22 protein-coding genes and 1 pseudogene are annotated in these 22,973 nt (G+C 53.5%); 11 read left to right on the top strand and 12 right to left on the bottom strand.

Going from position 1 to position 22,973, the window contains the following annotated elements; translation table 11 throughout:
* Nucleotides 1-217 precede the first annotated feature (217 nt).
* Both ABLV11_RS19130 and ABLV11_RS19125 read right to left on the bottom strand, forming a co-directional pair.
* Nucleotides 218-853 (bottom strand): DUF421 domain-containing protein, encoded by a 636-nt coding sequence (locus ABLV11_RS19130; protein WP_004102429.1) that lies wholly within the window; start codon nt 851-853, stop codon nt 218-220.
* A 9-nt stretch (nt 854-862) separates the two neighbouring features.
* Nucleotides 863-1,309, bottom strand: a complete 447-nt coding sequence (locus tag ABLV11_RS19125) for a DUF3290 domain-containing protein (protein ID WP_004102431.1) — start codon at nt 1,307-1,309, stop codon at nt 863-865.
* A 462-nt stretch (nt 1,310-1,771) separates the two neighbouring features.
* Between ABLV11_RS19125 and ABLV11_RS19120 the strand changes: the two are divergent.
* Nucleotides 1,772-1,963: pseudogene (locus tag ABLV11_RS19120) on the top strand (colicin-like pore-forming protein); the annotation flags it as partial.
* Nucleotides 1,964-2,237: 274 nt separating this feature from the next.
* On the opposite strand, the gene dcp reads toward ABLV11_RS19120, so the two are convergent.
* Nucleotides 2,238-4,280 (bottom strand): peptidyl-dipeptidase Dcp, encoded by a 2,043-nt coding sequence (gene dcp / locus ABLV11_RS19115; RefSeq protein ID WP_224330672.1) that lies wholly within the window; start codon nt 4,278-4,280, stop codon nt 2,238-2,240.
* Nucleotides 4,281-4,452: 172 nt separating this feature from the next.
* Between dcp and ydfG the strand changes: the two genes are divergently transcribed.
* Together ydfG and ABLV11_RS19105 are read left to right on the top strand one after the other, a co-directional pair.
* Nucleotides 4,453-5,202 carry a bifunctional NADP-dependent 3-hydroxy acid dehydrogenase/3-hydroxypropionate dehydrogenase YdfG gene (ydfG, locus tag ABLV11_RS19110; RefSeq protein WP_004102434.1) on the top strand — a complete coding sequence of 250 codons (750 nt, stop codon included), beginning with the start codon at nt 4,453-4,455 and terminating at the stop codon, nt 5,200-5,202.
* An 89-nt stretch (nt 5,203-5,291) separates the two neighbouring features.
* A complete protein-coding gene (locus tag ABLV11_RS19105; protein WP_004102435.1) occupies nt 5,292-5,978 on the top strand; it encodes a GntR family transcriptional regulator in 687 nt (228 codons plus the stop codon).
* Nucleotides 5,979-6,029: 51 nt separating this feature from the next.
* Here the strand turns inward: ABLV11_RS19105 and ABLV11_RS19100 are convergent, their stop codons facing one another.
* The 6 genes from ABLV11_RS19100 to ABLV11_RS19075 all read right to left on the bottom strand — a co-directional run bounded on the left by ABLV11_RS19100 (nt 6,030) and on the right by ABLV11_RS19075 (nt 12,635).
* Nucleotides 6,030-6,461 carry a universal stress protein gene (locus ABLV11_RS19100; protein ID WP_004102436.1) on the bottom strand — a complete coding sequence of 144 codons (432 nt, stop codon included), beginning with the start codon at nt 6,459-6,461 and terminating at the stop codon, nt 6,030-6,032.
* A gap of 268 nt (nt 6,462-6,729) precedes the next feature.
* The gene (locus ABLV11_RS19095; protein ID WP_196090264.1) at nt 6,730-8,193 is read right to left on the bottom strand and encodes a mannitol dehydrogenase family protein; all 1,464 of its coding nucleotides are present in this window, start codon (nt 8,191-8,193) and stop codon (nt 6,730-6,732) included.
* Between the two features lie 235 nt (nt 8,194-8,428).
* Nucleotides 8,429-9,805, bottom strand: a complete 1,377-nt coding sequence (locus ABLV11_RS19090) for an MFS transporter (RefSeq protein ID WP_126489184.1) — start codon at nt 9,803-9,805, stop codon at nt 8,429-8,431.
* Between the two features lie 43 nt (nt 9,806-9,848).
* Nucleotides 9,849-10,868 carry a Zn-dependent oxidoreductase gene (locus ABLV11_RS19085; protein ID WP_004113338.1) on the bottom strand — a complete coding sequence of 340 codons (1,020 nt, stop codon included), beginning with the start codon at nt 10,866-10,868 and terminating at the stop codon, nt 9,849-9,851.
* A 15-nt stretch (nt 10,869-10,883) separates the two neighbouring features.
* Nucleotides 10,884-12,098: a starvation-sensing protein RspA gene (rspA, locus tag ABLV11_RS19080; protein ID WP_004113339.1), complete on the bottom strand. Its 1,215-nt coding sequence runs from the start codon at nt 12,096-12,098 to the stop codon at nt 10,884-10,886.
* A 210-nt stretch (nt 12,099-12,308) separates the two neighbouring features.
* Nucleotides 12,309-12,635 carry a YnfA family protein gene (locus ABLV11_RS19075; protein ID WP_004102445.1) on the bottom strand — a complete coding sequence of 109 codons (327 nt, stop codon included), beginning with the start codon at nt 12,633-12,635 and terminating at the stop codon, nt 12,309-12,311.
* Between the two features lie 136 nt (nt 12,636-12,771).
* On the opposite strand from ABLV11_RS19075, the gene ABLV11_RS19070 reads away from it, so the two are divergent.
* Complete coding sequence (locus tag ABLV11_RS19070; RefSeq protein ID WP_004102447.1) at nt 12,772-13,113, top strand: DUF1283 family protein; 342 nt, start codon at nt 12,772-12,774, stop codon at nt 13,111-13,113.
* Nucleotides 13,114-13,173: 60 nt separating this feature from the next.
* Complete coding sequence (gene speG, locus ABLV11_RS19065; protein WP_004102449.1) at nt 13,174-13,734, top strand: spermidine N1-acetyltransferase; 561 nt, start codon at nt 13,174-13,176, stop codon at nt 13,732-13,734.
* Here speG and ABLV11_RS19060 read toward each other — a convergent pair.
* A complete protein-coding gene (locus ABLV11_RS19060) occupies nt 13,728-14,438 on the bottom strand; it encodes a YnfC family lipoprotein (protein ID WP_017145784.1) in 711 nt (236 codons plus the stop codon). The two genes, speG and ABLV11_RS19060, sit on opposite strands and share 7 nt — an antisense overlap.
* 102 nt (nt 14,439-14,540) lie before the next feature.
* On the opposite strand from ABLV11_RS19060, the gene ABLV11_RS19055 reads away from it, so the two are divergent.
* From ABLV11_RS19055 to clcB, 6 genes are all read left to right on the top strand, one after another.
* Nucleotides 14,541-14,792: a DUF1161 domain-containing protein gene (locus tag ABLV11_RS19055; protein WP_004102460.1), complete on the top strand. Its 252-nt coding sequence runs from the start codon at nt 14,541-14,543 to the stop codon at nt 14,790-14,792.
* Between the two features lie 148 nt (nt 14,793-14,940).
* Complete coding sequence (gene ynfE, locus ABLV11_RS19050) at nt 14,941-17,376, top strand: selenate/tellurate reductase subunit YnfE (protein WP_004102461.1); 2,436 nt, start codon at nt 14,941-14,943, stop codon at nt 17,374-17,376.
* 10 nt (nt 17,377-17,386) lie between these two features.
* Entirely contained in the window at nt 17,387-18,004 is a 618-nt protein-coding gene (locus tag ABLV11_RS19045) for a DMSO/selenate family reductase complex B subunit (RefSeq protein WP_004102463.1), read from the top strand.
* Nucleotide 18,005: 1 nt separating this feature from the next.
* On the top strand, nt 18,006-18,863 hold the full coding sequence (locus ABLV11_RS19040) for a DmsC/YnfH family molybdoenzyme membrane anchor subunit (RefSeq protein WP_105890336.1): 858 nt from the start codon (nt 18,006-18,008) through the stop codon (nt 18,861-18,863).
* A 39-nt stretch (nt 18,864-18,902) separates the two neighbouring features.
* Complete coding sequence (dmsD, locus tag ABLV11_RS19035) at nt 18,903-19,511, top strand: Tat proofreading chaperone DmsD (protein ID WP_163529251.1); 609 nt, start codon at nt 18,903-18,905, stop codon at nt 19,509-19,511.
* Nucleotides 19,512-19,652: 141 nt separating this feature from the next.
* On the top strand, nt 19,653-20,948 hold the full coding sequence (gene clcB, locus ABLV11_RS19030) for a voltage-gated ClC-type chloride channel ClcB (protein WP_050544733.1): 1,296 nt from the start codon (nt 19,653-19,655) through the stop codon (nt 20,946-20,948).
* Here clcB and bioD read toward each other — a convergent pair.
* Nucleotides 20,901-21,596: a dethiobiotin synthase gene (gene bioD, locus ABLV11_RS19025; protein ID WP_004102470.1), complete on the bottom strand. Its 696-nt coding sequence runs from the start codon at nt 21,594-21,596 to the stop codon at nt 20,901-20,903. The two genes, clcB and bioD, sit on opposite strands and share 48 nt — an antisense overlap.
* Nucleotides 21,597-21,723: 127 nt before the next feature.
* The gene (gene mlc / locus ABLV11_RS19020; RefSeq protein WP_004102473.1) at nt 21,724-22,944 is read right to left on the bottom strand and encodes a sugar metabolism global transcriptional regulator Mlc; all 1,221 of its coding nucleotides are present in this window, start codon (nt 22,942-22,944) and stop codon (nt 21,724-21,726) included.
* Nucleotides 22,945-22,973: the final 29 nt, after the last annotated feature.

Raw genomic sequence — 22,973 nt, 5'->3', positions numbered from 1 at the left:
CGAAAGGCCGAGAAAAACGCTAGACTATGAATCACCCGCAGAGCGGTTCAATAAGCGTGTTGCATCCATCGGTTGAACTCACAGTCAGAAGCGGATGTTGATGCTAAAGACCTGAGATAGAGGTACACCAGAAATGGCAGCCTCCTGATACTTACCCCTCTACAAAAAATCACCAATATCAGTTGGATGCTGATAACAAGGGCATTGGTTTTGGGTTTTATTTTTCATATCCGTATAAATTGATTCTACCTGATAAATACTCACCTAAATACACTTCACTGATTTTATTGAAGCCTTGCTTTATAACTTCATTTTCTAACCAGTCACTATTCTTGTTAAGGATTTCGAGCAGATCATGGTTGGCCAAACCATCCACTATGATTGGATAACGTATATTTTCATCACCATTTTGTATAATGGTTAACTGACCATTTTGTTCAAGTATCACTCGTTTAAGCTGTTCTATTTCATAAATACCACTTGCTCTTAATTTGAACATCAAATCATTAGCTGAAACACCATTGCGTAAACATTCCTTAACATTAACACTTCCATTATGAACCAAAGTAATAGGCTTTCCATCAAGAATTCTTTTTACTAACCGATTATTTTCTTTTAAAAACTTAAGAACAAAAACCAGAAAAGTCCATATAATTAATACCAGAACAAATTGTAGTACTGTTATTGATTCATTATAAATTACGCCACCAATAATCCCCCCCAGCACATAGTTCTGAACCTGATCCATTGCGGATGAAGGGGCCAGATTTCCCTTTCCCATGAGATTTATTTGAACAATTAAGCACAGTATTCCCAGTCCCAACTTTATTATGATAGGTGTATAAATTATCATTTCTATTCCTCAGTTTTTCACGATTTCAACATCTGGGGTTACTAACGAAACCTCTACCAGGCTGTATGTTTTTTGATCCAGACTTAAGTTGACACGATAATAAAAATCATTAATTTTAACGATAATGCCATCCGAAAGTTGTACTGAACTGGAGAATATAGAATTAACACTCACTTTTTTTTCTTGCGACAACAACCTAATAAAGTTGACCATTTGTGATGACCTGGAGTGTATATTTTGGCTATCGGTATAATCTGCATACTGAACACCAGAAATGAAGAGTAAAAATAAGAACGCAATGATCGTTAAGTCACGATATTTAGTTTGTAAACGATGGCGCATATACAGGCTAAAAACAACGATCAGGATAAATAATGTACTAAATATAATAATGTATTTTAAATAATCATTGATATTAGACTGCATTTGTAGATAATCGATGCCATAAAATCTCATAAATTTATAATCCCTAAACCTTCAATACCCCATTTTCGTTATAGTAACGCATAGCATCTTTCAGCCATGATGTTACTTAACAACCAGTAATTATCAGCCATCAGCTGCAATTTGTCATTATCTTTTAAGCCGTAAGTGGAGCATCGATGGATTAAGTATCTGCATATGGGGGATGTTGGCTCATGGAGCATTCTTATTTGGAATGAACAACTTAATCAAAGGTTCAAGCGCACAGCCGAAGGGTCTTCAAAATTGACCATCCATTTTGCAAAGATGTTCACAAATAAGTCTGGGACTCCCTGCTGAAAACCTTGTGCCGGAAATGAACATTTTGAGGCTATTGATGTAAGTATCCCGCATAATCGTGCCATTCACATTTAGAGATCCTCCGTCATAATCAGTCGGCCAACTAGTTTGCCGACCTGTACCTTGAGAACCGGGCGCTGAGTTGAGACTGATAACTGGCATCCTTTCTTTGTTAAAGTGCAGACAATCGCTATCGATTTTGCCGCCACGCATCTCGCAGCATTAGCTTTTGCCGCCGTTTTGTCTGGTCCGGTAGGAGTGCTGGGATGTGGCTTAATTATGGCTGGAATTGGTGCTATCGTTAACGATACCATCGTAGAAGAAGCTAACAAAATTATCGCTATTTAACACCAATTTAGTTTTGTAACTAATACAAAGTTATTATTATTTTATAATGGCTTCCTTCGATTGCAGAACTCTGTAAGCGATGCCAAAGGAATCGCGGATAAGAAATCAAATATATAATACAAAGTAAATTTATAGGTTTCAGTGGCATCAAATGGGCCATGCCTCATGATATTTTGGGGAAAAGTTTTGGCGGGATTTTGGGGAAGAAAAATAGACAAAAAACCGGGCTCTGCTGAACTGCGCCCGGTCTTCTTCTACTCGCCAAAACGCTCGACTAACTCAGCCCGCGGTTTTCCAGCATCGGCTCAATCTGCGGATCGTGTCCGCGCCACTGGCGATAAAGTTCTGCTAAATCAGTACTATTGCCGCGAGACAAAATCGCCTCGCGGAAGCGCTGGCCGTTTTCACGGCTTAAACCACCCTGCTCAACGAACCACTGGTAGCCGTCGTCCGCCAGCATCTGCGTCCACAGATAGGCGTAATAACCCGCGGCGTAGCCGCCGCCGAAAATATGCGAGAAGTAGCTGCTGCGATAGCGTGGCGGCACGGCGGGAAGATCCATTTTCTCCGCATGCAGGGCTGCGGCTTCAAAAGTATCAACGTCATCGGCTAGCTTATCCACGGCTACGCTGTGCCAGTGCATATCCAGCAGCGCCGCCGCGAGCAGCTCACTCATATCGTAGCCTTTATTAAACTTCGCCGCGCGGAACATGCTGTCGCGAAGCGCTGCCGGCATGGCCTCGCCGGTTTGGTAATGCCGCGCATAGTGGGCAAACACCTGCGGCTCGCTGGCCCAATGTTCATAAATCTGCGAAGGAAACTCAACAAAATCGCGTGGCGTATTGGTTCCCGACAGGCTGGCGTACTTCTGGCTGGCAAACAGCCCGTGCAGCGTATGGCCAAACTCGTGAAATAAAGTGATAACTTCATCCCAGGAAAGCAACGCGCTGTGCCCGGCTTTCGGTTTCTGATAGTTACAGACGTTGTAGATAACCGGATGCTGCGCACGCAGGGTGGATTGTTCGACAAATACGCCCATCCACGCCCCGCCGCTTTTGCTATCCCGCGAGAAATAGTCGCCATAAAAAAGTGCGATACCCTCACCGCTAGCGTCGATGATTTCCCAGACCCGCACGTCAGGGTGATAAACCGGGATATCGAATCGTTCCACAAAGCGAATGCCAAACAGCTGTGTCGCTGCCCAGAATACGCCATCACGCAGAACGCGCTCGAGAGCAAAATAGGGCTTAAGCTGTGCTTCATCGATAGCAAATTTCGCCCTGCGCACCTGTTCTGCGTAATAGAGCCAGTCCCACGCTGCCGCGCGGAAGTCGCCGCCTTCCTGATCGATAACCTGCTGAATATCCGCCAGCTCCTGTTCGGCTCGCGCCCGCGCCGCCGGAGCGATTCGCCGCATAAAGGCAAACGCCTCTGCCGGGGCGCCCGCCATCTGATCGGCCATCGACCAGCTGGCAAAGTCATCTGCGCCCAGCAGTTGCGCTTTGCGCGCGCGGATTGCCGTCAACCGCAGCACCAGCTCGCGTGTGTCATTCGCATCGCCCTTCTGATTTCGCGTCCAGCCAGCTGCAAAAAGATTTTCTCGCGTTTGCCGATCCTGCAACGAAAGCAGCGCAGGCTGCTGGGTGGTATTGAGCAGAGAAAGCAGCCAGCGTCCACTTAACCCTTTCTCCTGCGCGGCTTCTGCCGCTGCGCTTATCTCATCATCGCTGAGACCTGTGAGCTGATGAACATAATCCACCGCCAGGCCCCCCGATTTTACCGCCGCCAGCAGGCGCTGTTGGAACTGGCTTTGCAGCGCCGCCGCTTCGGTATTCAGCGCGCGCAGCGCCGCTTTTTGCTCTTCCGCAAGCGTGGCTCCCGCAAGGGTAAAGCGTTGCCAGGTTACCTCCAGGAGACGTCTGGACTCGGCGTCAAGGGAGAGCGATTCTCGCCGCTCCCACACCAGCTTCACCCGCTGAAAAAGAGCATCGTTGAGCCAGATATCGTTAGCCAGTTCAGCCAGCTCGGCGGAAAACTGCTCATCGAGGGCCTGAATGGTCGGGTTAGTCTCCGCGCCTGCCATCGCAAAAAAGACGTTGGTTACCCGCGCCAGCAGCTGACCGCTCTGCTCCAGGGCCTCCAGGGTATTGGCAAAATCAGCCGGCTGCGGGTTATTAACGATAGCGGCAATTTCTTCACGCTGGCGACGAACGCCTTCGTCGAAGGCGGGTCGGTAATGGCTGACGTCAATCAGATCGAAACGCGGCGCCTGATAAGGTAGCAGGCTAACGCTGAAAAAAGGATTGTTCTCCGACATCTTCATCTCCTGAAAACGATTATCCTGTAAGATTAGGCAACTCATTGATTGACCGCAATCAATACTCTGTTTATCGCCGCGATCGACAACGTCTGACTGATGATTTCCATTACCCGTCGCCGGGATCGCGTGCTATGGTATGAAGACACAAAAAGCGTTGAGGAACAGTAAGATGATTATCCTGGTTACCGGAGCAACCGCGGGTTTTGGTGAAAGCATTACTCGCCGTTTTATCGCTAACGGTCACAAAGTGATTGCCACCGGGCGTCGCGAAGAACGCCTGAAAACTCTTAAGGATGAGCTGGGCGAGAATCTTTATACCGCCCAGCTGGACGTACGCAATCGCGCAGCCATCGAAGAGATGATTGCCGGGCTGCCGGCTGACTGGCAGGCGATTGATGTTCTCGTCAATAATGCCGGGCTTGCGCTGGGTCTTGAACCCGCCCATAAAGCCAGCATTGAAGACTGGGAAGACATGATTGACACCAATAACAAAGGGCTGGTTTATATGACCCGCGCCGTTCTGCCGGGAATGGTTGAACGTAATCGCGGCCATATCATTAACATCGGCTCGGTCGCCGGCGCGTGGCCATATGCAGGCGGTAACGTCTACGGCGCGACCAAGGCGTTTGTGCGCCAGTTCAGCCTGAACCTGCGTACAGACCTGCACGGTACGGCCCTGCGCGTGACCGATATTGAACCGGGCCTGGTTGGCGGAACCGAATTCTCTAACGTGCGCTTTAAAGGTGACGACGCGAAGGCGGGTAAAGCCTACGAGAATACCGAAGCCCTGACGCCGGAAGACGTCACCGAAGCGGTCTGGTGGGTCGCGAACCTGCCAAAACACGTCAACATCAACACCCTGGAAATGATGCCGGTCAGCCAAAGTTTTGCCGGACTGAACGTTCACCGTCAGGGCTAAGCTCCGTGACCCGGCCTGCAGGCCGGGTCTGGGCTGGACGGTAAAAATCCCGTAAAATAGCGCAACTACCTTATAAAAAGTAACCATCAATGGCCGCAGAAGCTCAACTGAATCCGACACAGCCCGTAAATCAGCAAATTTATCGTATCCTTCGTCGGGATATCGTCCATTGTCTGATTCCGCCCGGGACCCCGCTTTCGGAGAAAGAAGTCTCCGTGCGCTTTGACGTTTCTCGCCAGCCGGTGCGCGAAGCCTTTATAAAACTGGCTGAAAATGGCCTGATCCAGATCCGTCCGCAGCGCGGCAGCTACGTAAATAAGATCTCTCTCTCGCAGGTACGCAACGGTTGTTTTGTCCGCCAGGCTATCGAATGCGCCGTGGTGCGACGCGCTGCCGGAATGGTGAATGATGAGCAGCTCTACCAGCTTGAGCAAAATCTTAATCAGCAGCGCACGGCGGTTGAGCGCCAGCAGTTAACCGATTTTTTCCAGCTGGATGATGAGTTTCATCAGAAGCTTTCGCAAATTGCCGACTGTCAGCTCGCCTGGGATACCGTTGAAAACATTAAAGCCACCATTGACCGGGTGCGCTACATGAGCCTCGATCACGTCACTCCTCCCGATATGATGCTGCGCCAGCATTATGATATTTTCCAGCCGCTGGTGGCCCGCAACCCGGATGCGGTTGAAAAGGCGATGAGCCTGCATCTGCAAGAAATTAGCGAATCCGTGCTGCTGGTACGTCAGGAAAATAGCGACTGGTTTAGCGAAGAGTAAAATGCGTAGCGGCAGAACGTTTCTCTGCCGCCAGAAACAAAATGATCGGTATTATCTGACAACCAAAACCGGTATTTTGGCGTGGCGTAAAATCGACTCGGCGTTAGAGCCCAACAGATGGGTTGATATTCCCGGTTTACGGGAGCCAATAACGATAACATCAAATTCTTCATTACTGCTCACCGCCAGGATTTCATCACGTACGTTGCCAAACACCACTCTGGAGTGAATTCGCCCGGCGGGAATCGAGAACAGACGGGATATCGTCTTCATTTTTTTCTCCGACTCCTCGCGCATATAGGCTTCAAACTTACGTATATCAGCCGCAAAGCCGCGCAATATTGAGCTACTGCTGTTCGGCAGAACGTTGAGCAGCGTTATTTCACCTTCATCCGCTGAGGCCAAAAACTCGGCATGACGCACCGCCTTATCACTTAAATCCATTTCAAAAACGTCTACTGGCAACAAAATTTTTTTGTACATAGACCGTTCTCCTTTTTTCTGAGGAAACTTAGTAAGTTAACTCATCATGCCATAGTTACTTCAGCAGGTGAATGATAAATCCCCCAAATAAATACTTTAGAGATTAAAATAAACGCCAATTATTTATACTTAACTGTTGTTAGATAAAGTTATGTATATTCAACGATCTGGATCAAGATTTATTATTTAAACAGCCCTCCCTGAACATAAAAATAGTGTTCAGAAATGGTATGTAACAGTAATGCCGCCATCATCGGCGGCACCATGTTTAGTTCTCCTGAGCCCAGGCGGCAACGGTCGCTTTGGCTCCGTGTTTTTTCAGCGACAGATAAGCGCGCGTAACCTCATTAACAAACCGGGGCTCCTGGCTCAGGTCCTGGCCGAAAATAGCCTCAATGCCCATCAGCGCTTTAACCCGCTCTTCTCCGTCCGCGCTATTTTGGACAGTCTGCTGGATGATCGGCAATAGCGGATCGGAAATTTCAATTTCCTGCCCCCGGTCGTCCACCCCGCTGACGTAGCGCATCCAGCCGGCAACGCCCATCGCCAGCAGCGTAAAGTCGCTGCCATGAACCAGGTGCCAGCGAATCGAATCCAGCATCCGCTGCGGTAGCTTCTGACTGCCGTCCATGGCTATCTGCCAGGTACGGTGCTGCAGCGCCGGGTTGCTATAGCGATCGATCAACAGGCCGGCATAGCGTGCCAGATCAACGCCCTGCACGCTTAGCGTCGGCGCCTGCTCAGTCATCATCAGCGCATGCGCGGCGCGGCGATAGTTGTCGTCCAGCATGCAGTCATTAATATGCTGGTAGCCGGCCAGATAGCCCAGCCAGGCAAGGAAAGAGTGGCTGCCGTTTAGCATGCGCAGCTTCATCTCTTCAAACGGCAGCACGTCAGAGACCAGTTCGGCGCCGGCTTTCTCCCATTCTGGACGACCGGCGACAAAGTTATCTTCGATGACCCACTGGCGAAACGGCTCACAGGCGACGCCCGCCGGGTCACGAACGCCGGTAAGCTGCTCAATTTTCTCTAATGTATCGGCCGTTACCGCCGGAACGATGCGGTCCACCATAGTGGAGGGAAAAGTGACATTACGCGCAATCCACTCGGCTAACTCAGCATCGACAGCGTTAGCATAGGCGCAGACGACATTACGCATTACGTGACCGTTTTCCGGCATATTATCGCAGGACATGACGCTGAACGGCGGCAGTCCTGCTGCTTTGCGCCGCGCCAGCGCTTCAACCACCACGCCCGGCGCGGATTTCGGTTGATGAGGATGTTGTAAATCGGCAGCAATTAACGGATGGTCCAGCTGCAGCTGGCCGCTGGCCGGAGAGTGGCAGTAGCCCTTTTCAGTAATGGTCAGTGACACAATCGCGACCTCGGGCTCGCACATTTTCGCCAGTACGCTTTCCAGGCCATCCACCTGGGCATGTATCGCCTGCTTAACCACGCCAACAACGCGAGCGGTCCAGGCATCGGCCGACATTTCCGCGACGGTAAAAAGTAAATCCTGCTGCTGCAGGTCGGCAATCTGCTGTTCGCCGCCGATCAGGTTTACCTCAATATAACCCCAGTCGCTGTCGTGCTCCGTCGCCAGAATATCTGCATATACGGCCTGATGCGCGCGATGAAATGCGCCAAAGCCCAGATGGACAATGCGCGGAACGAGACGGTTACGATCGTAGGATGGCAGCGTGGCATGCGCTGTTAAAAGCATATTTTCCATGGTGGCTCTCATATTTATGATTTCTGAATCCCCACGTGAAGTGAGAATGGGCTGTTGATATAAACCCTCTCATGCAACCGGTATGATATCCTTGACCTTTATCAACTACCATACAAGACAGAGTGGGTTATTTACCGTGCTATTTCACGCACTAAAAGCGTGAAAAAATGCCGGGCTAAAGGCCCGGCAGATTGTTATTTTTGGCTATCATCATTCGGTGCGGAATGTATGCTGCTTAAATATATTGTCCGTTGCCCACCGCTTTATTCTGCGGTGCGCAATCCGCTGCATCATTCAGCAAGCTCAGATCGCGATCGCGAACTTCAGGCATCAGGATGGCAGAAATTAAGCCGATGATTGAGTAGCACACCAGCATAACAACAATGGGCATCCATGAACCGGTCATATTACAGAAGATACCGGCCAGAACAGGGCCAAAGCCAACCGCGACTAAACCACCCGCCTCTTTAGAGATTGCCATGCGGGTAAAGCGGTTACGTGAGCCGAATATTTCAGCCATCGTAATATTTTCCAGCGCAAACAGGCCTAATACAGCGACGTTATGAATGACGATTAATGACGCCATAATGGTGCTCGCGCTGTAGCTTTTATCAACAATAATCGACAGCATCGGCCAGGCCAGAATAATGGCTGAAATATTGATGATAATATAAGGGATGCGGCGCCCTACTTTATCTGACAGCCAGCCCAGGAATGGAATGGTGATAAAACCAATCACGGAGCTGATCATTAGCGCATCGGTGGGGATACCTTTATCAAACATTAAGGTTTGAACCAGATAGCCCGCCAGGAACGTTTGCAACAGCCCTGAATTTCCGGCCTGCCCAAAGCGCAGCCCCGTGGCCAGCCAGAAAGACTTACTTTTCAGCATTGCGCTGAAGGAGCCTTCCTGAGCGGCCACTCCATTTTGCAGAGTGCCTTCTTCGCTCACCTTTTCAAATACCGGGCTTTCTTTCAGATTGAGGCGCAGCCAGATGGCAAAGATCATCACCACTACGCTGGCGAGGAACGGCACACGCCATCCCCACGCGACGAGCTGTTCGCGATCCAGCACGAAGAACATCACCGCCCAGATAGCCGTAGCGCTTAAGGTACCGCAGTTGGTTCCCATCGCTACCAGCGAAGAGATAATTCCGCGCTTACCTTTCGGCGCATATTCCGCCAGCATGGTGCCCGCACCGGATATTTCAGCGCCCGCGCCCAGTCCCTGAATAATGCGTAATGTGACCAGCAATACCGGCGCTAAAATCCCCACCTGCGCATAGGTTGGCAGCACGCCAATGAGCGTAGTGCAAATACCCATCATCGTGATGGTAATAAACAGGACTTTCTTACGCCCAATACGGTCGCCCATTTTACCGAAAATAAAGGCGCCGACGATGCGCGCAATATAGCCTGCGCCGTACGTGCCCATCGCCAGAATAAGCGCCATAGCGGCAGATTGCTCCGGGAAAAATATCTCGTGGAAAACCAGCGCTGCGCCCAGGGAATAGAGCTGGAAATCCATAAACTCCAGCGCAGTACCTAACCAACCAGATACGGCTGCACGAATGAGATCGGAAGTGGTTCTCTCATTTTTAACGGTAGTCATAATGATTATCTCTAATTGTAGGGTACAAAGTCCGCACCTGTTATTATTGCCCGAAGGTTAATAAAACCTTGCAGCAACGTTTTCTGTCATTTTCAAAAAGCTCAAGAGCGTCAACAACGTGTTGATACGCAAATTCGTGGGTAATCAACTCCTGCGGATCAATTAACCCTTGTTCTAACCAATCAATGACCACGGGGAATTTATTGGCGTTAAGCCGCGATGAGAAAATCGACAGTTCTTTCCCCGTAATTCCTTGCTGCGCCACCTGCGAAGGCTCAGTCGAGAAGCCCATCAAGACAATTCTCGCCGCCGGCGAGGCCAGGGTAACCGCCTCTTGTAAAATAGAGGGATGGCAGGCCGCATCAATGATCAGCGTCGGAAGGATCCCCTGCGCCTTCAGCGTGTCAGCCAGAGGCTCATTGCTGTTGTTAATTACCCAATCCGCTCCGTTACGCTCGGCCATCTGCAGGCGTTCATCGATGCGGTCGACAACGATAACCTGCTTAACGCGGTACACCCGCTTCAGCACCTGTATGGTCGTCAGGCCCATAGGACCCGCGCCGTATACCAGCGCAATATCCTGGTCGGTCGGCGAAACGTGCCCGGTAACGTTGGCCGCAATAGTGAAAGGCTCAATCATCACCGCATCCTTGTCGGAAACGTTGTCAGGCACCCGCCAGGCATTTTTCGCCGGCACCACCGCGTATTCGCTAAACCCCCCGTCCCGATGCACGCCAAGCACCACTAACGAAGTGCAGACGTTCGGCTTGCCCACGGAACAGGGGTAGCAATGACCGCAGCTAATGACCGGATCAACGCTCACGCGCTGGCCGATGGCTTTGTCGGTAACGCCCTCGCCAATGGCGTCGATAACGCCAAAAAATTCATGGCCTATCACCCGCGGGTATTTGGCAAACGGATTATGTCCACGGTAAATATGGCTATCGGAACCGCATATTCCCGCCAGTTTCACCTTAACCCGTACTTCTCCTGCGGCAGGTTGCGGGAGCGGACGCTCTTCAATCACCAGTTCATTCGGCTGACGAATTACGATACTTTTCATTTGTTATTTCCTTCGTTACCAGTTCCACAACGTGCCGTCTTCCAGACGTGCGACAGGCAGATAAGCCGGTTCATAGGGGTATTTCGCGGCCAGTTTTTCATCAAATTCGATACCGAGTCCTGGTTTTTCCCCCGGGTGCATATAGCCGTTATCAAATGTCCAGCTATGCGGGAAAACTTCCAGCATCTGCTCGGAGTAGCCCATATATTCCTGTACGCCGAAATTCGGTACCCACAGGTCGAAATGCAGCGCGGCGGCCATGCAGACCGGAGAGAGATCGGACGGCCCGTGCGAGCCGGTGCGCACCTGATAAAGCGAGGCGAAATCGGCAATCCGGCGCATTCCTGTAATCCCGCCTGCGTGAGTGATGGTGGTACGGATATAGTCAATCAGCTGCTCTTCAATCAGCTGTTTACAGTCCCAGATGCTGTTGAACACTTCTCCAACGGCAATCGGCGTGACGGTATGCTGACGAATTAAACGGAAGCACTCCTGGTTTTCTGCCGGGGTCGGATCTTCCATCCAGAACAGGCGGTACTCTTCAATGCTTTTGCCAAAACGCGCCGCTTCGATCGGCGTCAGGCGATGGTGCATGTCGTGCAGCAGATGCTCGTCAAAACCAAACTTTTCGCGCACGGCGGCAAACAGGCGCGGAGTGAAATCGAGATACTTTTCGGTGGACCATAGCTGTTCTTCCGGCCACTGGCCTTTCGTTGCCGGTTCGTAGGCCTGGCCTTTACCTTTCGCCATACCGTAAGTGGTTTTCATTCCCGGCACGCCGCACTGCACGCGAATCGCTTTAAACCCCATCTCTTTATGGCGCGCGTAGTCGTCCAGCACTTCGTCAATAGAGTGGCCGGTGGTATGGCAATAAACCATGACCCCTTCCCGCGAAGCCCCGCCCAGCAGCTGATACAGCGGCATACCCGCAGCCTTCGCTTTGATATCCCACAGCGCCATATCGATAGCGGAAATCGCCGACATCGTGACCGGGCCGCGACGCCAGTAGGCGCCCTTGTAGAAAAACTGCCAGATATCTTCTATGCGGTGCGCATCGCGGCCAATCAGCTGCGGGCAGAGGTGATCCCGCAGATACGATGCAACGGACAGCTCGCGGCCGTTTAGCGTCGCGTCACCTAAACCGACGATACCATCATCAGTGGTGATCTTAAGGGTGACGAAGTTGCGTCCCGGGCAGGTGACGAAAACTTCAGCGGCAACGATCTTCATTTCTTCTTCCTTACTTCTATGCGGTTAGTGAACAAAATTAAAACATCAGACCTACTACCATACAAGTATAACGATCGAAAAAGACGCGACAGATCACATTATCTCAGCGCGGTCAGGGAGGGTATAAACGGAGAAGGAATGGGCTAATGCACAAGACAAAGAGGCCGGGATAGCGGTATTTACCCCGGCTTTTTTAACAGAAAAGAAGGGCTAAGCGCGTCCCCAGCCGGCCACAATAATCAGCATGCCGCACAGCGCAACCAGCGCCCCGGCCCAATCATAATGGCTCAGTTTGACGCCATCGACGAAACGCAACCATAGCAGAGCGGTGCAAACATATACCCCGCCATAAGCGGCGTACACCCGCCCACTTGCCTCCGGGTGCAGCGTCAACAGCCAGACAAAAAGCGCCAACGCCAGGCCGGTCGGAATCAGTAGCCAGGGCGTCGCCCCACGTTTTAACCATAGCCACGGTAAATAGCAGCCAATGATTTCACACAGCGCGGTGGCAAAGAAAAGCAGCGTGGTTTTTACCATTTAAAACGTCGTAAGTTGAGCAAGCGTTAACTCATTCTACGCAATAATGGCCGTCGTTAACTCTATTTTGTCGGGTATGCCGTCGAAAGGAGATGTAGTAAACTCACACCACGGGGATCACTTAAAGGAAATCGTGATGAACACAACACTGAACAAACGCTGGTGTCTGACCGCCCTGCTGGCGCTGAGCGCGATGGTCTTTACCGCATCGTCGTTCGCCAAAACGGACAAGCTGGTCATTGAGTCCGGCGACAGCGCCCAGAGCCGCCAGCAGGCCGCGATGGAAAAAGAGCAGTGGAACGACACCCGCTCTTTACGCCAGAAGGTCAACAAGCGCGCCGAAAAAGAGTGGGACAAAGCCGACGTGGCTTTTGATGCCCAGGACAACTGCCAGAAGAGCGCGAACGTCAACGCGTACTGGGAACCTAACACCCTGCGCTGCCTTGACCGCCGCACTGGCCGCACTATTACTCCGTAATGTATGGCGCCTGCGGGCGCCATAATCAGTAAAACTTCGCTATAACACACAGGTATTCCCATGACTGACGCTTATCACGTCAAACTCCGCCCGCTTGAGCGCGAAGACCTCCGCTTTGTCCACCAGCTCGACAACAACGCCAGCGTTATGCGCTACTGGTTTGAAGAGCCCTATGAAGCCTTTGTTGAACTTTCCGACCTGTACGACAAGCACATTCACGATCAGAGCGAACGCCGCTTTGTTATTGAATGCGACGGCGAAAAGGCCGGACTGGTTGAGCTGGTTGAAATCAACCACGTGCACCGTCGCGCTGAGTTTCAGATCATCATCTCCCCTGATTATCAGGGCAAAGGACTGGCCACCCGCGCCGCTAAGCTCGCCATGGATTACGGCTTTATGGTGCTCAACTTATATAAGCTCTACCTTATTGTCGATAAAGAAAATGAAAAAGCGATCCACATCTACCGCAAGCTCGGATTTATGGTGGAAGGTGAACTGATCCACGAATTCTTTATTAACGGTGAATACCGCAATACCATCCGTATGTGCCTGTTCCAACACCAGTATCTGGCCGAGCATAAACCACAGGGCCAGACGCTGCTGAAACCGACGGCTCAGTAATAGTCAATGGTGCTTTTGATGGTGTAGTGGCGGATTAGCGCAGGCTGTACGCTGTCGTCGACAACCTTAAGCTCACAGCTTACCGGGTTGTCGTGGTCGTCGTAATCGCAGGTCTGACTTACGTTGCCCAGCGTGCGGTCATTAAAGATGCTCACTGCGGTGTAGTCCATCTTTTTGCGCGGATCGGACGACGGCGTTGAGCTTACCGTAAAACGCTCGCCTTTAGCGGTGGTCGTTTTACCCAGCGGATAGCCTTCGCTATCATAGCGGTAGGTCGCGGTGCTCTCCTTGCCGCGAGCGGTCACAACAAATCCGTTATCATCGGTTTCCCACGACACGCCCGCCGAAGGCATTTCCGCCAGCTGGCATTTTCCTTGCAAACGCAGGCGTTTTTCCTGGCTTTGCGCATCCAGATAGTAGTTCGCGTCCAGCACCAGCGCCGCGCCGGTTTTGTTCTCCAGGTCTTCAAAGGCCAGCAGGTCAAAGCACCCTTCGCTGGATAAACGCCCTTTAACCCACTTCACCACTTCATCATGTTCGTCATACAGCGTCTGGCTAAACTCTTTCACCGGCCCACGCAGCGGATCGAACTCAAATTCGTTAGAAAAACTGGCCATTTCGGGAGTGAAGGCCTGAGGTGCTTCCTTTTCATCGCAGGCGCTAAGCGCTCCGACAGCCAGTAACAGCAAAAACCGTTTTTTCACGCGCGATTCCTTTTGTGCATAGTACAATCATATTAGCAAATACAATTGTTTACACCACTTCTGCTATGCTTAATTCTGGATAACGTCAATAAGGAGTTTATGATGAAACTATCCCCCTGGCTCTGTGCGGCCCTGCTTCTGGGTTCGACAGCTGCTTTCGCGGCGCCGGATTCCTGCGAGCGGGTAAAAAGCGATATTCAGCAGAAAATCATCAACAACGGCGTCCCGGAATCGGGCTTTAGCCTGGCGATCGTCCCGAACGACCAGCCCGATCGGCCCGGCGAGCAGGTGGTCGGCCACTGCGCCAACGATACCTTTAAAATCATCTACACCCGCGACAGCGGCGCGCAGTAACCTCACCGCATGACTGGAGAAGTCTTATCCCTTGGTTGACCGGGGATAAGATCTCTCTACTCCGTTTTAAGTAAGATCCCTCACTCTCCACGCCGACATTAAGCAGGCGTTGGCATTACGCCATTATAACAAAATCATGGAGTGAGCAATGTCTAACCAGGAACATACCGACGGCCTTACCCGCCGAACGCTAATCAAATCGACCGCCCTTGGTTCGCTGGCCCTCGCCGCCGGCGGTTTATCGCTGCCTTTCAGCCTCCGCAATGCCGCCGCCGCGGTGCAAGACGCTACGCGCGGTGAAGAACGGATTGTCTGGGGGGCCTGCTCGGTCAACTGCGGCAGCCGCTGCGCGCTGCGTTCACACGTGCGTGACGATGAAGTCGTCTGGGTCGAAACCGACAATACCGGCGCGGATATTTATGGCGATCACCAGGTGCGCGCGTGCCTGCGCGGCCGTTCCATTCGCCGGCGCATTAATCATCCCGATCGCCTTAATTATCCCATGAAGCGCGTCGGTAAACGCGGCGAAGGCAAGTTTGTCCGCATTAGCTGGGAAGAGGCGCTGGATACGATTGCCGGCAATCTCAAACGCATCGTCAAAGATTATGGCAACGAAGCCGTTTATATTAACTACTCTTCGGGGATTGTCGGCGGCAACATGACGCGTTCGTCGCCCACCGCCTCACCGGTAATGCGCCTGATGAACTGCTACGGCGGCTCATTGAATCAATACGGGACCTACAGTACAGCGCAAATTGCCTGCGCCATGCCCTACACCTACGGCAGCAATGATGGCAACAGCACCTCCGATATTGAAAACAGCAAGCTGGTGGTGATGTTCGGTAATAACCCGGCAGAAACCCGCATGAGCGGTGGCGGCATCACTTATTATTTAGAACAGGCGCGCGAGCGCTCTAACGCGCGAATGATCGTTATCGACCCGCGCTATACCGATACCGCCGCCGGGCGGGAAGATGAGTGGATCCCGATTCGCCCCGGCACCGACGCCGCGCTGGTGGCCGGCATCGCCTGGGTGCTGATTAATGAAAATCTGGTCGATCAGCCATTCCTCGATAAATACTGCGTCGGTTACGATGAGAAAACGCTGCCGGCAGATGCCCCGGCGAACGGGCATTACAAAGCGTATATTCTCGGCGAGGGTGACGACGGCACGGCGAAAACCCCACAATGGGCATCGCGGATCACCGGCATTCCCGTCGACCGCATCATCAAGCTGGCACGGGAAATCGGCAGCACGAAACCGGCTTATATTTGCCAGGGATGGGGACCGCAGCGCCAGGCTAACGGTGAACTGTCGGCCCGAGCGATCGCCATGCTGCCGATACTGACCGGCAACGTCGGCATTAACGGCGGCAACAGCGGCGCCCGCGAATCCACCTATACCATCACTATTGAACGCCTGCCGGTGCTGACCAATCCGGTTAAAACCGCCATCTCCTGCTTTAGCTGGACCGACGCCATCGCTCGCGGCCCGGAAATGACCGCCACCCGCGACGGCGTACGCGGCAAAGAGAAGCTGGATGTGCCAATTAAATTCCTCTGGAACTATGCCGGCAACACCATCATCAACCAGCACTCGGATATCAATAAAACCCACGAGATCCTGCAGGATGAAAGCAAATGCGAGATGATCGTGGTTATCGAAAACTTTATGACTTCATCGGCCAAATATGCCGATATTCTGCTGCCGGACCTGATGACCGTCGAGCAGGAAGATATTATTCCCAACGATTACGCCGGCAATATGGGTTATCTCATTTTCATTCAGCCGGTCACCTCCGCCAAATTTGAGCGCAAACCTATCTACTGGATCCTTAGCGAAGTGGCAAAACGGCTTGGCGAGGATGTCCACCAGAAGTTTACCGAAGGCCGTACCCAGGAGCAGTGGCTGCAGCATTTATACGCGAAAATGCTGGCGAAAGACCCGGCGCTCCCGAGCTATGACGAACTGAAAAAGATGGGAATTTATAAACGTAAAGACCCCAACGGCCACTTTGTCGCCTATCGCGACTTCCGTAAAGACCCGGCCGCTAATCCGTTAAAAACCCCGTCGGGTAAAATCGAGATTTACTCCAGCCGTCTGGCGGAGATCGCCGCAAACTGGCAGCTCGAAAAGGACGAAACCATTAGCCCGCTGCCGGTCTACGCCTCAACCTTTGAAGGCTGGGATGATCCTTTACGCGAGAAGTTCCCGCTGCAAATGTTCGGCTTCCACTACAAGGCGCGCACCCACTCAAGCTACGGCAATGTGGATATACTTCAGGCAGCCTGCCGTCAGGAGGTGTGGCTAAATCCTCTGGACGCCGAAAAACGCGGGATCAAGAACGGCGATATGGTGCGCGTATTCAACGCCCGCGGCGAACTGCGGATCCCGGCCAAGGTGACCCCGCGCATCATGCCCGGCGTGTCGGCGATGGGCCAGGGGGCCTGGCATGATGCCAATATGAATGGCGATCGTATCGATCGCGGCTCCTGTATCAATACGCTGACGACGCACCGCCCTTCGCCGCTGGCTAAGGGTAACCCGCAGCACACCAATCTGGTCGAAATCGAGAAGGTTTAAGGAGTAAACCATGAGCGCTCAGTATGGATTTTTTATCGACTCCGCCCGCTGCACGGGCTGTAAGACCTGCGAGCTGGCCTGTAAGGATTATAAAAACTTAACGCCTGATGTCAGCTTTCGCCGCATCTACGAATACGCGGGCGGCGACTGGCAGGAAGATAACGGCGTGTGGCAGCAAAACGTCTTCGCCTATTACCTGTCAATCGCCTGCAACCACTGCGCAGATCCGGCCTGCACGAAAGTATGCCCCAGCGGCGCCATGCACAAGCGCGATGACGGTTTCGTGGTAGTGAACGAAGAGGTATGCATCGGCTGTCGCTACTGCCATATGGCCTGCCCTTACGGTGCGCCGCAGTACAACGCGGCAAAAGGCCATATGACCAAATGCGACGGCTGCTACGACCGGGTCGCCGAAGGTAAAAAACCGATATGCGTCGAGTCCTGCCCGCTGAGGGCTCTCGACTTTGGCCCCATCGAAGAACTCCGCGAAAAACACGGTCAGCTGGCCGCCGTCGCTCCGCTGCCGTCTGCGCACTTCACCAGGCCGAGTATCGTGATCAAACCGAACGCCAATGCGCGTCCGTGCGGCGATACCACCGGCTATCTGGCCAACCCGAAGGAGGTATAAAATGGGAAACGGATGGCATGAATGGCCGCTGGTGCTGTTTACGGTGCTAGGGCAAAGCGTCGCAGGGGCGATTATCGTCAGCGGGCTGGGCTGGCTTTCGCTGAATAACAACTCCGAAGCCCGGCAGCGCCTGGTGCGGGGCATGTTTTTTATCTGGCTGATAATGGGGATTGGCTTTCTCGCGTCAATCATTCACCTCGGCTCGCCGCTGCGGGCATTTAACGCCCTTAACCGGGTGGGATCATCGGCGTTAAGCAATGAAATTGCCAGCGGCGCACTATTTTTCGCCATCGGGGGTTTCTGGTGGCTGGTGACGATTCTCGGGAAAATGCCGCGGGTTCTGGCGAAAGCCTGGCTCCTGCTGACTATGCTGCTCGGCTGCCTGTTCGTCCTTGAGATGACCATGGTGTACCAGATTGATACCGTGCCGACCTGGTATAATGCCTATACCACCGCCGCATTCTTCCTGACGATGGTGCTGTGCGGGCCGCTTTTCGCCGCCCTGCTGCTGCGCGTAGCCAACGTGCCGTTTAACGGCAGAGTTTTCGCTTCGATGAGCGTGCTCGCGCTGCTGGCAAGCCTGGCGGTCGTCATATTGCAGAACAGCGAGCTGGCGGAGATCCACAGCTCCGTACAGCAGGCCAGCGCACTGCTGCCTTATTATGGCTGGCTGCAAATCCTGCGGTTAGTTCTTTTGGCGCTGGGTCTCGGCTGCTGGATCTGCCCGCTGGCAAGACGCCAGAATCCGCGCATCGCCAGCTTGCTGCTCGGACTGGCACTGGTGATGCTCGGCGAGTTTATCGGCCGCGGCCTGTTTTATGGTCTCCATATGACCGTGGGTACGGCGATTGCCGGTTAATAAACGGGTGCTGCGGCACCCTCTGCTGTAAGGAATGGTATGATGCAATCGCAAGACCGCGACGCTGTCGCACTCAGCGCCCGCACGCTGGGCGCTCTGTTCTCTTTTGCGCCGGACAGCGAGCAGGCTGCTCCGCTGGTTGCGGCCCTGCGCGACGGCAGCTGGCGAAGTCAGTGGCCCTACGCGGTGACGGACGGCCTGGCGGCGCTGTTCGCTCGCGAGGACGATGAACCGCTACCGGAAGCCTGGCAGCGGCTGTTTATCGGTCCGTGGGCGCTGCCTGCGCCGCCGTGGGGCTCCGTCTGGCTGGATAAAGAAAGCGTGTTGTTTGGCGACTCAACGCTGGCGCTTCGTGAATGGATGCGGGCAACCGGCATCGCGCTGTCCGAACAACGTTCGGAGCCGGAAGACCACTTTGGCACCCTGCTACTGCTGGCAGCCTGGCTGTGCGAATCTGCTCAGGATGAGGCCTTTAACCAGCTTCTGGCCTGGCATCTCCTCCCGTGGTCCGGCCGCTTTCTGAGCGTATTTGTGGCTGAGGCGAATCAGCCTTTTTATCAGGCTCTTGGCCAGCTGGCGCAAGAGACGCTGGCGCAATGGCAGGTGCGGCTGCCCTGTGCGGTGGCCGAGAAACCGCTCTACCGTTAACTCCCTCAGGTGATGCCCGCCAGCCGGGCATCACCTGCAAGTGACAATGTCACCTTTCCGCTTCATTCGCACTTATCGCTTTTGCTTATATCTTTATATCCAGAGAAAATAAGCCATCTGTTTCGCTAATCGTATTCGCTAATGCATCGTCTTCACGCTTATCCTGATGTTCAGGTTATGTTTCGCCGTCTGGTCATTGCCATGCTGGTCGGCGTCTTCGCCGCCCTCGCGGTTGCCCTGTTCCGCCATGCAATGGCGGGACTGGAAAGCCTGTTTCTGAGCAATGACAGCGGAAGTCTGGTGAACGCCGCTGAGTCTATGCCCGGATGGCGTCGGCTGTTAACGCCAATGCTGGGCGGCCTTGCCGCAGGCGCCCTGCTATGGTTCTGGCAGCGCCGCAGTGTTGAACGTCCGCACGCGCCAACCGACTACATGGAAGCTCTCGAGACCGGCGACGGCGGGTTTGATACCCCGGCCAGCCTGGTAAAATCGCTGGCCTCTCTGCTGGTGGTCACCACCGGCAGCGCTATTGGCCGGGAAGGGGCGATGATCCTGCTGGCCGCGCTGGCCGCCTCGCTGTTCGCCCGCCGGTTTACGCCAAAAGATGAGTGGAAGCTGTGGGTCGCCTGCGGCGCCGCCGCCGGGATGGCCAGCGCATACCATGCGCCGCTTGCCGGCAGCCTGTTTATCGCCGAGATCTTATTCGGCACTCTGATGCTGGCGTCGCTTGGTCCGGTCGTCATTGCTGCGGTAACCGCCCTGCTGCTCACCAATCTGCTGAACGGAAGTTCGGCGCCGCTCTACCACGTTGAGTTTCACGCCACCCTGCGCGCGACCCACTATGGGTTAATGCTGGCAACGGGTTTGCTGGCCGGGCTTTGCGGGCCGCTGTTTATCTGGCTGATGAGCTATAGCCATCACTGCTTTGTCCGGCTGCGTCTGTCGCCCCCCTGGCAGCTGGCGCTGGGCGGGCTTATTGTCGGCCTGCTCTCGCTTCTCGCGCCGGCCGTCTGGGGAAATGGCTACAGTGTCGTACAAAGCTATCTGCTTTCGCCGCCGCTCTTCAGCGCTATCATTCTTGTCTTTGTCTGCAAGCTGCTCGCCGTGCTGGCCAGCAGCGGTTCCGGCGCGCCGGGGGGGGTGTTTACGCCAACGCTGTTTGTTGGCCTGGGGATCGGCATGCTGTTCGCCAGCCTGACGGGACTGTGGCTACCTGATTACCAGGAGATCGCGATAATGATAGGCTTAACCGGCATGGCGGCGTTTCTGGCGGCGACAACCCATGCGCCGATTATGTCCACGCTGATGATTTGTGAAATGACCGGACAGTACGTTTTACTGCCCGGTTTATTGATTGCCAGCGTACTGGCATCGGTGCTGTCGCGGACGTTACGCCGGGATTCTATCTACCGCCATCATCTCGCCGAGCATCGATAAGTCGATATACTGGCTCAGTTCGCGCTGTTCCGCGCGCGGCAAGTAAGGCAATTCACCGATGAGCGGCGCTGGCAGTTTTTTGCTCAGCACATCGATAATTTCAGCATAATGCGCCAGGCCCGGATTAATACGATTGGCAACCCAGCCAATCAGCGGCAGGCCGTCGTTAGCGATAGCCTGTGCGGTCAGCAAGGCATGGTTGATGCAGCCTTCCTGAATCCCCACCACCATCAGCACCGGCAGCTGTTCCTGTACCACCCACTCCGACAGCGGACGCAGATCGTTCATCAGGCTGCGCCAGCCTCCGGTACCTTCGACCACCACATGCTCAACCTGCGCGCTCATGCGCTGCAGGCCGTCCGACAACAGACCGTAGTTGATTGGGCAACTATGCGCCACGCTGCTTTCATCTTCGCTTAACGCGATGGGATTGACAGCATCATACGGTAACACCAGCGATGACACGCTCTGTAAAACCAGCGCATCTTTGTTCCGCAGTCCGTCCGGCGTCTCTTTACTGCCCTTCGCCACAGGCTTGTACCCGGCTACGCTTTTGCCGCTGGCAGCGAGTGCCTGCAACAGCGCACGGGAAACGACTGTCTTGCCGACAGAAGTGTCAGTACCTGTTATGAAGAAACGCTTAAACATCACTAACCCCACAGTTATGTTGATGAAATATACGGGAGAGAAATAATCAACTGTGGAAAAAGTCTACGCGATGCCATCGAGGGCGGGCTTGAGATAGCGCAATTTTTGGTGTGAATATGAAAAAATGTTAACCCTGTAACAGTCGTATGAGCAACGATCCGTTATAGAGGGCATCCTTTACCAGAGCCGCACCAGCCATCGTTCCCCGGTTAGAAAACTGCGTGCTTTCAACGGCAATATGTCGGCTGTAGGCCGGTAACGATTGTTGTCGAATGCAATCAGATATTGCCGGAAATAAAATATCAGCGGCGAGGTTGAAAGGTGAACCGATAAGGATTTTCTGCGGGTTAAAGAGGTTAACCATAATCGCCAGAATCCGCCCAACGTGGTTCCCGACGCCGCTGATAATGTCGCGGGCAAGTAAATCCCCCTGCAGCGCGGCCTCACATAGCCACTCGACGCTGAGCGGCTGCTGATGCAGCATTGAGCTCATCGACTTGGCCATGCGGATCTGCGCCAGTTCCAGCACGCTCTCGACGCTGGCAATGGTTTCCAGACAGCCATGGTTGCCGCAATAGCAGCGTTTACCATACGGGTCGACCTGAGTGTGGCCGATTTCAACCAGACTGCTGCTGCCCGCGTGCAGCAGACGACCGTCGGTGATCACCCCCGCCCCCACGTTGTGGTCGATAACCACCTGAATCACATCGCGCGCCCCCCTGGAGGCGCCAAACAGCGATTCGGCCATGGTCCAGGCGCTGATGTCGTGCTGAATATAGACCGATACGCCGGTATGATTGGCTAAAATCTCACCCAGCGGCATATCCTTAACGTCTTCATAAAACGGCATCCGGTGAATAATACCGTGCTCGGTGTCGATAATTCCCGGCATAGTGACGGCAATGGCGGTTAAACGCTCCAGCTTCTTTTGGTGACGAATAAAGAACTGGTCTACGTGATCGAGGAGCCGCGTCGCAAAGGGCTGGACGTGTTGTAATGCCAGCTCCAGCTGCTCTTCCACCACCAGCGCGCTGCTCAGATCGCGAAGCGCGAGGTGGATTTCGCCGCGGCTGATGCGGATTGAGAGGTAGTGCCAGGCTTCGGTTTCCACCATCAACCCTACGGCGGGCCTTCCACGGCTTCCCGGCTCCTGGATTTCCGTTTCCTGAACCAGATGCGCTTCCAGCATTTCGCGGACGATTTTAGTGATACTGGCAGGCGCGAGCTGCGCGAAGCGCGAGAGGTCGATGCGCGACACCGGGCCAAGCTGATCAATCAGGCGATAAACTGCGCCCGCGTTGGTCTGCTTTATTTGATCGATATGGCCTGGCTGACTGTCCGCTACCACCGTTGACTCCCTTTATTTTCGCGCTTCGA

The sequence above is a fragment of the Klebsiella sp. GW_Kp181 genome, assembly GCF_040062315.1.
In the GTDB taxonomy this organism is placed as follows: Bacteria; Pseudomonadota; Gammaproteobacteria; order Enterobacterales; family Enterobacteriaceae; genus Klebsiella; species Klebsiella oxytoca.
Note: the sequence above shows the minus strand (reverse complement) of the source record. Positions and strands in the feature narration are given on the sequence as shown.

Bases quoted from the DNA above. Each gene is read 5' to 3' on its own strand.
- ABLV11_RS19095 (WP_196090264.1), bottom strand. From the start codon at position 8,193: ATGGAAAATATGCTTTTAACAGCGCATGCCACGCTGCCATCCTACGAT.
- rspA (WP_004113339.1), bottom strand. From the start codon at position 12,098: ATGAAGATCGTTGCCGCTGAAGTTTTCGTCACCTGCCCGGGACGCAAC.
- dcp (WP_224330672.1), bottom strand. From the start codon at position 4,280: ATGTCGGAGAACAATCCTTTTTTCAGCGTTAGCCTGCTACCTTATCAG.
- ABLV11_RS19055 (WP_004102460.1), top strand. From the start codon at position 14,541: ATGAAACTATCCCCCTGGCTCTGTGCGGCCCTGCTTCTGGGTTCGACA.
- ABLV11_RS19085 (WP_004113338.1), bottom strand. From the start codon at position 10,868: ATGAAAAGTATCGTAATTCGTCAGCCGAATGAACTGGTGATTGAAGAG.
- ABLV11_RS19105 (WP_004102435.1), top strand. From the start codon at position 5,292: ATGGCCGCAGAAGCTCAACTGAATCCGACACAGCCCGTAAATCAGCAA.
- ABLV11_RS19125 (WP_004102431.1), bottom strand. From the start codon at position 1,309: ATGAGATTTTATGGCATCGATTATCTACAAATGCAGTCTAATATCAAT.
- ABLV11_RS19075 (WP_004102445.1), bottom strand. From the start codon at position 12,635: ATGGTAAAAACCACGCTGCTTTTCTTTGCCACCGCGCTGTGTGAAATC.
- ABLV11_RS19040 (WP_105890336.1), top strand. From the start codon at position 18,006: ATGGGAAACGGATGGCATGAATGGCCGCTGGTGCTGTTTACGGTGCTA.
- ydfG (WP_004102434.1), top strand. From the start codon at position 4,453: ATGATTATCCTGGTTACCGGAGCAACCGCGGGTTTTGGTGAAAGCATT.
- ABLV11_RS19070 (WP_004102447.1), top strand. From the start codon at position 12,772: ATGAACACAACACTGAACAAACGCTGGTGTCTGACCGCCCTGCTGGCG.
- ynfE (WP_004102461.1), top strand. From the start codon at position 14,941: ATGTCTAACCAGGAACATACCGACGGCCTTACCCGCCGAACGCTAATC.
- ABLV11_RS19130 (WP_004102429.1), bottom strand. From the start codon at position 853: ATGATAATTTATACACCTATCATAATAAAGTTGGGACTGGGAATACTG.
- speG (WP_004102449.1), top strand. From the start codon at position 13,174: ATGACTGACGCTTATCACGTCAAACTCCGCCCGCTTGAGCGCGAAGAC.
- ABLV11_RS19045 (WP_004102463.1), top strand. From the start codon at position 17,387: ATGAGCGCTCAGTATGGATTTTTTATCGACTCCGCCCGCTGCACGGGC.
- dmsD (WP_163529251.1), top strand. From the start codon at position 18,903: ATGATGCAATCGCAAGACCGCGACGCTGTCGCACTCAGCGCCCGCACG.
- bioD (WP_004102470.1), bottom strand. From the start codon at position 21,596: ATGTTTAAGCGTTTCTTCATAACAGGTACTGACACTTCTGTCGGCAAG.
- ABLV11_RS19090 (WP_126489184.1), bottom strand. From the start codon at position 9,805: ATGACTACCGTTAAAAATGAGAGAACCACTTCCGATCTCATTCGTGCA.
- clcB (WP_050544733.1), top strand. From the start codon at position 19,653: ATGCATCGTCTTCACGCTTATCCTGATGTTCAGGTTATGTTTCGCCGT.
- ABLV11_RS19100 (WP_004102436.1), bottom strand. From the start codon at position 6,461: ATGTACAAAAAAATTTTGTTGCCAGTAGACGTTTTTGAAATGGATTTA.